The sequence below is a fragment of the Sellimonas intestinalis genome, assembly GCF_001280875.1.
GTDB lineage: Bacteria > Bacillota > Clostridia > Lachnospirales > Lachnospiraceae > Sellimonas > Sellimonas intestinalis.
This window is the reverse complement of the sequence record NZ_LGAJ01000010.1, coordinates 34,619-41,496: the sequence shown is the minus strand read 5'-3', so window position 1 is coordinate 41,496 and position 6,878 is coordinate 34,619. Positions and strand designations below refer to the sequence as shown.

Below are 6,878 nucleotides of genomic sequence, written 5' to 3'. Positions count from 1 at the left end.
TGGAGCTCCACATAATCCTCCCTGCGGGGTTCCGCGTTTTGTTTCCTCATATCCTTGCGTTGTCATGACTCCTGCTTTCAGATACTTACGGATTAAGGATTCTGTATCGCCATCGTTGATAATGTCATGAACCAGACTCATCAACTTGTCCTGCGGTACATTATCGAAAAATTTCTCCAAGTCGATGTCCACAATCCATTCATATCCCTCGTTTAGATATACGAGCAGTTGCCTGATTGCCATTTCACAGCTCTTGCTCGGTCTGAAACCATAACTCCACTCTGAAAACAAAGGCTCACACATTGGACTTATCACCTGTACGATGCCTTGTTGTATTACCCTGTCCATTACCGTAGGGATTCCGAGTTTTCTCATTCCGCCGTTTGACTTAGGTATCTCCACCCTCTTGACTGGCTGGGGCTTGTACTCCCTGTTCCTGATCTGATTCCTGATACTTTCCCAATTCTCTTTGATATGATCGCCAAGTTCTTCGACTGATACACCGTCTACTCCTCCTGCGCCTTTATTGGCACAGACTCTCTTGTATGCAGTGTTCATATTGTCTTTGGACAGTATCTTTTCCAACAGTTCTGACATTGCCTTGTGTGCTTTCTCCTTTCCGTTCCCATGGATTCACCCTAAGTTGTGCAGTACCTGCTCATTTACGTTTTGCCCTTCCTGCTGTCAGGTATTCCATGGGGCATACATTTGATTACACGGTTACATTGTTCAGCCCTTCAGCAACTCCCATTTCAGGGCTTTACCTACTATGGCTTCTGCTGACTTCTCACAGTTCGTTGTTACTACGGTATTTCCCCGCCTGTGAGACCTCACGGGATAAGCCTGCCAATCTTTCCTCGTCTACCTGCCTGATTTACACACATGGGTTACGGTTGCCTTTCGGACTTCACTGTCTCGCGCCAGCTTATCCGCCATGTGTGCCTTATATCAGATTTCTGTTCGTCAGGCTACGATTTCGCTATCCCTTCTTCTCGCTTGCACCTCACGATGTAGACCTTGGGAGTCGCTATGGGGTTCGTCGGCAACTACGCCCCTTGTGGACTTTCACCACAGACTGACGGCATGCCCGTCATACGCGAAAAAAGAGGGATGCCGCAACATCCCCCTTTTTTGTCCTTTACAATAACGAAAACTCTTCCTTTATTCCTGGTCTTCTCCGTTCTCTTCCGTCAAAGCCTGCTCATATTTTTCGAGGATCATGCTCTGGATACGGTTTCTTGTATCAGAGTTGATTGGGTGAGCGATATCTCTGTACTCTCCGTCCAAAGCCTTTTTACTCGGCATTGCGATGAACAGCCCTTTTTCCCCTTCAATCACTTTAATGTCATGCACCACGAATTCCTCGTCCATCGTGATTGACACAACTGCTTTTAATTTCCCCTCTTTTGCTACTTTCCTTACGCGCACATCTGTAATCTGCATAGTACCTGCCCCTTTCTTACGTATCTATATATGTTCGCTAAAGCGCATATCTCTCATTCTTTTCGACAACGATTTTGATGCCGTTTTCCCCGACGTGTCTTGTATTGGCACGGATCGTATCGCGACTCTCCACGATACAGTTTTCAATATATGTATTATCACCAAGATAAACATCATTCATAATAATGGAATTTCTAATCACGCAGTTGTTTCCGACAAATGCTTTCTTGAACAGGATGGAATTCTCCACTGTTCCATTGACAATGCATCCGCTGGAAACGAGACTGTTCTTCACATAAGATCCCGGATTATATTTGGCCGGCGGAAGGTCGCTGACCTTGGAATATACCGGAGGATACTCTTTGAAGAAGTGATTCCGCACTTCCGGTTTCAAAAAATCCATATTTGTATGATAGTAGGCCTCCGCTGTCGAGATATTGCTCCAGTACCCAGAGATCTTATATCCGTAAATCTTTTTGAGATTCTTATACCGGATCAGGATATCGTTTACAAAATCATACCTGTCTTCCTGTGCCGCATGTTCGATCAGGTCGATGAGCTGTCTTCTGCGAATTACATAGATTCCAGTGGAGATCGTGTTAGAATTTGCCACCATCGGCTTTTCTTCAAACTCCTGAATCCGCATGGAGTCGTCCATCTTGATCGTCCCAAATCTCGTAGCATCCTCTCCCGGTACAAGTTCCTTGCACACAACAGTAATATCCGCCTTTTTCTTAATGTGGTATTCCAAGACGTCATTGTAATCCATCTTGTACACCGCATCACCGGATGTGATAATGACGTACGGCTCATGGCACTTCTTCAGGAAATCGAGATTTTGATAAATCGCATCCGCGGTTCCCCTGTACCAGTTACCATTTTCCAATGTAATGGTTGGGGTGAATACAAAAAGTCCCCCCTGCTTTCTTCCGAAATCCCACCACTTGGATGAGCTTAAATGCTCATTTAAAGACCTGGCATTGTACTGTGTCAGTACTGCCACCTTCTGAATGTGGGAATTGGTCATATTGCTGAGCGCAAAATCAATGCACCGATAACTGCCCGCCACCGGCATTGCCGCTACAGCCCGCTTATATGTCAGTTCACGCATTTTATGATTATTGCCGCCTGCCAGAATGATCCCTACTGCTCTCATACGCGTTCACCTGCCTTTATCAATGTCTCGCCGCTCTCCAGTACGCCGTTCGGATAATCCTCTGCCTCTGTAACGCCGCTGATAGCTGTATTCTTGCCGATCTGCACACTAGACGGGATCACGGAGTTTTCCCCTATCGTCACTAGTCCGAACGAATAAACCGCTGGTTTTTCTTTATTTGGTACATCACTTCCGATGCCAAGCGTCACATGATCGCCAATCCGTACATTTTCTGCGATGATCGATTTATCGATCACACCGTTTTCTCCGATGACGGTATCCTGCATAATGATGGAATCCCGCACCACTGTGCCTTTTCCAATCACAACTCCGGCACCGATCACGGAATTTCGGACTTCTCCGTAAATTTCGGAACCATTACTGATAATGCTGCGCTCCACAACTGCCTGTTCAGAAATATACTGCGGTGGCAAAGCCGAACTGTTCGTATAGATCTTCCAGAACTCCTCGTAAAGATTGAATTCCGGAATCAGGTCGATCAGCTCCATATTGGCTTCCCAGTACGAACCAAGAGTTCCCACGTCTTTCCAATAGCCATTATACTCGTATGCAAAAAGCCGTTTACCATTCTCATGGCAGTACGGAATCACATGCTTTCCAAAATCACAAGACGGTTCATCTGACATTTTTACAAGCGCGTCTTTGAGCACCGGCCAACTGAAAATATAAATTCCCATGGAAGCCAGATTGCTCCTTGGCTCTTTTGGCTTCTCCTGGAAATCATTGATACGTCCCTCCTCATCCGCAACGACAATACCGAACCGGCTTGCCTCCTCCAAAGGCACAGGCATAGCCGCAATGGTAACGTCTGCATTGTGTTCTTTGTGATAATCCAGCATCACTTCATAATCCATCTTATAAATATGATCGCCCGACAAAATTAACACATAATCCGGATTAAATGACTCCATATAATTCAGATTTTGATAGATCGCATTTGCCGTTCCAGTGTACCACTCACTGTTTGTACTCTTCTCATATGGCGGAAGAATCGTAACTCCTCCCACATTACGGTCCAGATCCCACGGAATCCCAATACCGATATGAGAATTCAGACGAAGCGGCTGATACTGTGTCAGGACCCCGACTGTATCGATCCCCGAATTAATGCAGTTGCTAAGCGGAAAATCGATAATCCTGTACTTACCTCCGAACGCAACAGCAGGCTTCGCCACTTTAGCGGTCAGAACCCCGAGCCTGCTTCCCTGTCCTCCGGCCAGCAGCATTGCTATCATCTCTTTCTTTATCATGTCCTCACCCCTTGTCAGTAATTTAATGTCATTATTATAACATACTTTTTATAAAGATCGAGTAATTTTTATATATTTTTGTTCTTTTTCTACTATTTTTTATGCATTTTACATAATCTTAATATTAATTTCTCAACACAGTGTTGTTTTTATTGTGATTTTGTATAATTCTTCTAGTCCGCTTTATATAATTACTATGCAGACATGCCCTTTTTCAGAACCACTTTTTTGCCTATTCCAAAGCGGGTCTTCTGTGCCTGAAGCGTTGTATCTTTCATTTTGATATGCTACAATGGACGGGAACAGCGGGCCGACGGGCTTTTGCACCGTATACGGTCCTTTGAAAAATCCAGAAACGGAAGTGTATGATTATGTATAAAATTAATTTTCAGAAACCAGTTCACGTTCATTTTATCGGTATCGGCGGCATCAGCATGAGCGGGCTTGCCGAAATCTTACTGGACGAATGTTTCACCATCAGCGGTTCTGACAATAAAGAGTCCTCTCTGACCAGACACCTGGAGGGGCTTGGTGCCAAAGTCTTTATCGGACAGAGATCCTCCAATATCGAAGATGACGTGCAGGTTGTGGTCTACACAGCGGCTATCCACAAAGACAATGAAGAATACCAGGAAGCCGTCCGCCGGAACCTTCCAATGTTAAGCCGTGCCGAGCTTCTAGGCCAGTTGATGACAAACTATGAGACGCCAATCGCCGTGGCCGGAACCCACGGGAAAACAACAACGACCTCCATGCTCTCCCATATTCTGCTGGCGGGGGAGAAGGATCCGACCATCTCCGTTGGGGGAATTTTAAAGGCTATCCACGGTAATATCCGGGTTGGCAGCTCCGAGATTTTTGTTACCGAAGCGTGCGAGTACACAAACAGCTATCACCATTTTTTCCCGAAGATCAGCCTGATTCTGAACGTCGAGGAAGATCACATGGACTTTTTTAAAGACATTGACGACATTCGGAAATCTTTCCACACCTTTGCCAAACTTCTGCCTCCGGACGGTACTCTGATTATCAATGGAGAGATCAGCCATCTCAATGAGATTCTGACAGATCTTAACTGCCACGTGCTCATCTATGACCTCCACAATGCAGACGCTGATTTCAGCGCAGCCGATATCCGGCACGATGACAAGGGCAACGTTTCTTTCGAACTTCTGGTGAAAGGCCGCAAGGCAGGGCACATCCGGCTCTCGGTCAATGGGCTTCACAATGTGTCCAATGCGCTGGCTGCCATTGCTGCCGCATCGCTTCTGGACATCCCGATGGAAAAGATCCAGGAGGGGCTGCTTTCCTTTGAGGGCACAGACCGCCGATTCCAGTACAAAGGAGATGTCAACGGATTCCATATCGTGGACGATTATGCCCACCATCCAACGGAGATCCGTGCCACGCTGGAAGCCGCAAAGTCTTACCCGCATAAGGAGACCTGGTGTATCTTCCAGCCTCACACTTACAGTCGAACGAAGGCATTCTTCCACGAGTTTGTAGATGCTCTGTCTCTTGCGGATCATGTTGTTCTGGCAGATATCTATGCCGCCAGAGAGACTGACACCCTGGGAATGTCCTCCCGGCTTCTTGTTGACGAATTGTCCGCAAAAGGCTGCGACGCACACTACTTTCCGAGCTTTGAAGAGATCGAAACATTTATTTTAAAAAAATGTAAGAAAGATGATCTGTTGATAACTATGGGGGCGGGAGATGTTGTAAACATTGGAGAATCTCTCCTTAACTGCTAGTTTTCCACAGAATCCACACCGTTTTATCCACAAAGTGTGGGAAAAATAACCCTTTTTCTTGTAGCCGGAAAGTGCTATAATACGCTTACTTCTAGGAAAAACAGACATTAATAATAGAAAGACAGAGGTTTCAAGGAATGGGTATGTTAAAGATCACAGATTGTACAGGCCATCACTATACGAGCATTGATAATGCGTTCATCGATTCCTACATGGCGGAGGCGAACGGAGAATACGTCAAGGTGTATCTCCTTTTACTGCGCCGTATGGGAGAGACGTCTCCTTTCTCCGTATCTGAGTTCGCTGAGATTCTCGAGAATACAGAAGGAGATATCATCCGTGCTCTGAAATACTGGGCAAAGAGAGGGCTACTGACGATTGAGTACGGTCCGGATGGGGAGATGACAGGGCTCCAGATCGATTCACTGTCCCGGAAGGAGGAAAGATTATCTCCTGCCATTCCTTCTGTTCCTACGGACAAGTCCGTGGCATACTCCTCTGCGGAAGCAGCCACTGAGAATACAGCCCTTACCGAGGAGCCGTCTTCGGATGACATATCTCCGACATCCTGCGCTTCCAAGCCTTCTATCGGTGATATCAGCGAATACAAGAGCCGTCGGGAATTTAAGCAACTCTTATTTATTGCCGAACAATATATCGGACGCACCCTGTCCCCTTCCGATGTGGAGACACTTACATATTTCTACGATAGCTTACAGTTCTCGGTGGATTTGACGGAGTATCTCATCGAGTACTGCGTGGAAAACGGACACCGGAGTATGCATTATATCAAATCCGTTGCCCTCGCCTGGGCGGACGCGGGGATTAAAACTGTTTCCGAGGCGAAGCGCTCATCCACTTTTTATAGCAGGGACTGTTCTGCCGTTATGAAAGCCTTTGGTCTTACCGGACGCATGGCCGCCCCTGTAGAGAAGGAACTTGTAAAGAAATGGACCGGGGAATTCGGTTTTACAATCGACATTATCGTCGAGGCATGCAGCCGCACCGTATCTGCCACCCATCAGGCGAGCTTTGAATATGCGGACAAGATCCTGACAAACTGGCATCAGAAAGGCGTACATCACCTGGCAGATATCGCTGCCATCGATGCCGCCTATATGAAGAAGCGCTCAGAGAAATCGGTTTCTTCCCAGCCTTCCGTAAAGAAGACGAAATTCAGCAATTTTGAAGAGCGTAACTACAACATGGACGACCTGGAGAGACAGCTTTTACAAAGTTAAGTAAAGGAGAAGC

6 protein-coding genes are annotated in these 6,878 nt (G+C 46.4%); 2 read left to right on the top strand and 4 right to left on the bottom strand.

What is annotated here, in order from left to right; translation table 11 throughout:
* From AOA56_RS10805 to AOA56_RS10790, 4 genes are all read right to left on the bottom strand, one after another.
* Window positions 1–597, bottom strand: a 597-nt coding sequence (locus AOA56_RS10805) for a reverse transcriptase domain-containing protein (protein ID WP_242843455.1), incomplete at its 3' end; no start/stop codon positions are given.
* 564 nt (window positions 598–1,161) lie between these two features.
* The gene (gene spoVG / locus AOA56_RS10800; RefSeq protein ID WP_024734054.1) at window positions 1,162–1,443 is read right to left on the bottom strand and encodes a septation regulator SpoVG; all 282 of its coding nucleotides are present in this window, start codon (window positions 1,441–1,443) and stop codon (window positions 1,162–1,164) included.
* Window positions 1,444–1,480: 37 nt separating this feature from the next.
* A complete protein-coding gene (gene glgD, locus AOA56_RS10795) occupies window positions 1,481–2,599 on the bottom strand; it encodes a glucose-1-phosphate adenylyltransferase subunit GlgD (RefSeq protein ID WP_024734053.1) in 1,119 nt (372 codons plus the stop codon).
* On the bottom strand, window positions 2,596–3,870 hold the full coding sequence (locus AOA56_RS10790; protein ID WP_024734052.1) for a glucose-1-phosphate adenylyltransferase: 1,275 nt from the start codon (window positions 3,868–3,870) through the stop codon (window positions 2,596–2,598). The genes glgD and AOA56_RS10790 overlap by 4 nt, the downstream gene beginning before the upstream one ends.
* A gap of 371 nt (window positions 3,871–4,241) precedes the next feature.
* On the opposite strand from AOA56_RS10790, the gene murC reads away from it, so the two are divergent.
* Window positions 4,242–5,624 (top strand): UDP-N-acetylmuramate--L-alanine ligase, encoded by a 1,383-nt coding sequence (gene murC / locus AOA56_RS10785; RefSeq protein WP_024734051.1) that lies wholly within the window; start codon window positions 4,242–4,244, stop codon window positions 5,622–5,624.
* A 137-nt stretch (window positions 5,625–5,761) separates the two neighbouring features.
* Window positions 5,762–6,865, top strand: a complete 1,104-nt coding sequence (locus AOA56_RS10780) for a DnaD domain protein (protein ID WP_053769643.1) — start codon at window positions 5,762–5,764, stop codon at window positions 6,863–6,865.
* The last annotated feature ends 13 nt before the right edge of the window (window positions 6,866–6,878 follow it).

What these genes read in the sequence shown, in the direction of transcription:
- spoVG (WP_024734054.1), bottom strand. Translation starts at nt 1,443, where the DNA reads ATGCAGATTACAGATGTGCGCGTAAGGAAAGTAGCAAAAGAGGGGAAA.
- glgD (WP_024734053.1), bottom strand. Translation starts at nt 2,599, where the DNA reads ATGAGAGCAGTAGGGATCATTCTGGCAGGCGGCAATAATCATAAAATG.
- AOA56_RS10790 (WP_024734052.1), bottom strand. Translation starts at nt 3,870, where the DNA reads ATGATAAAGAAAGAGATGATAGCAATGCTGCTGGCCGGAGGACAGGGA.
- murC (WP_024734051.1), top strand. Translation starts at nt 4,242, where the DNA reads ATGTATAAAATTAATTTTCAGAAACCAGTTCACGTTCATTTTATCGGT.
- AOA56_RS10780 (WP_053769643.1), top strand. Translation starts at nt 5,762, where the DNA reads ATGGGTATGTTAAAGATCACAGATTGTACAGGCCATCACTATACGAGC.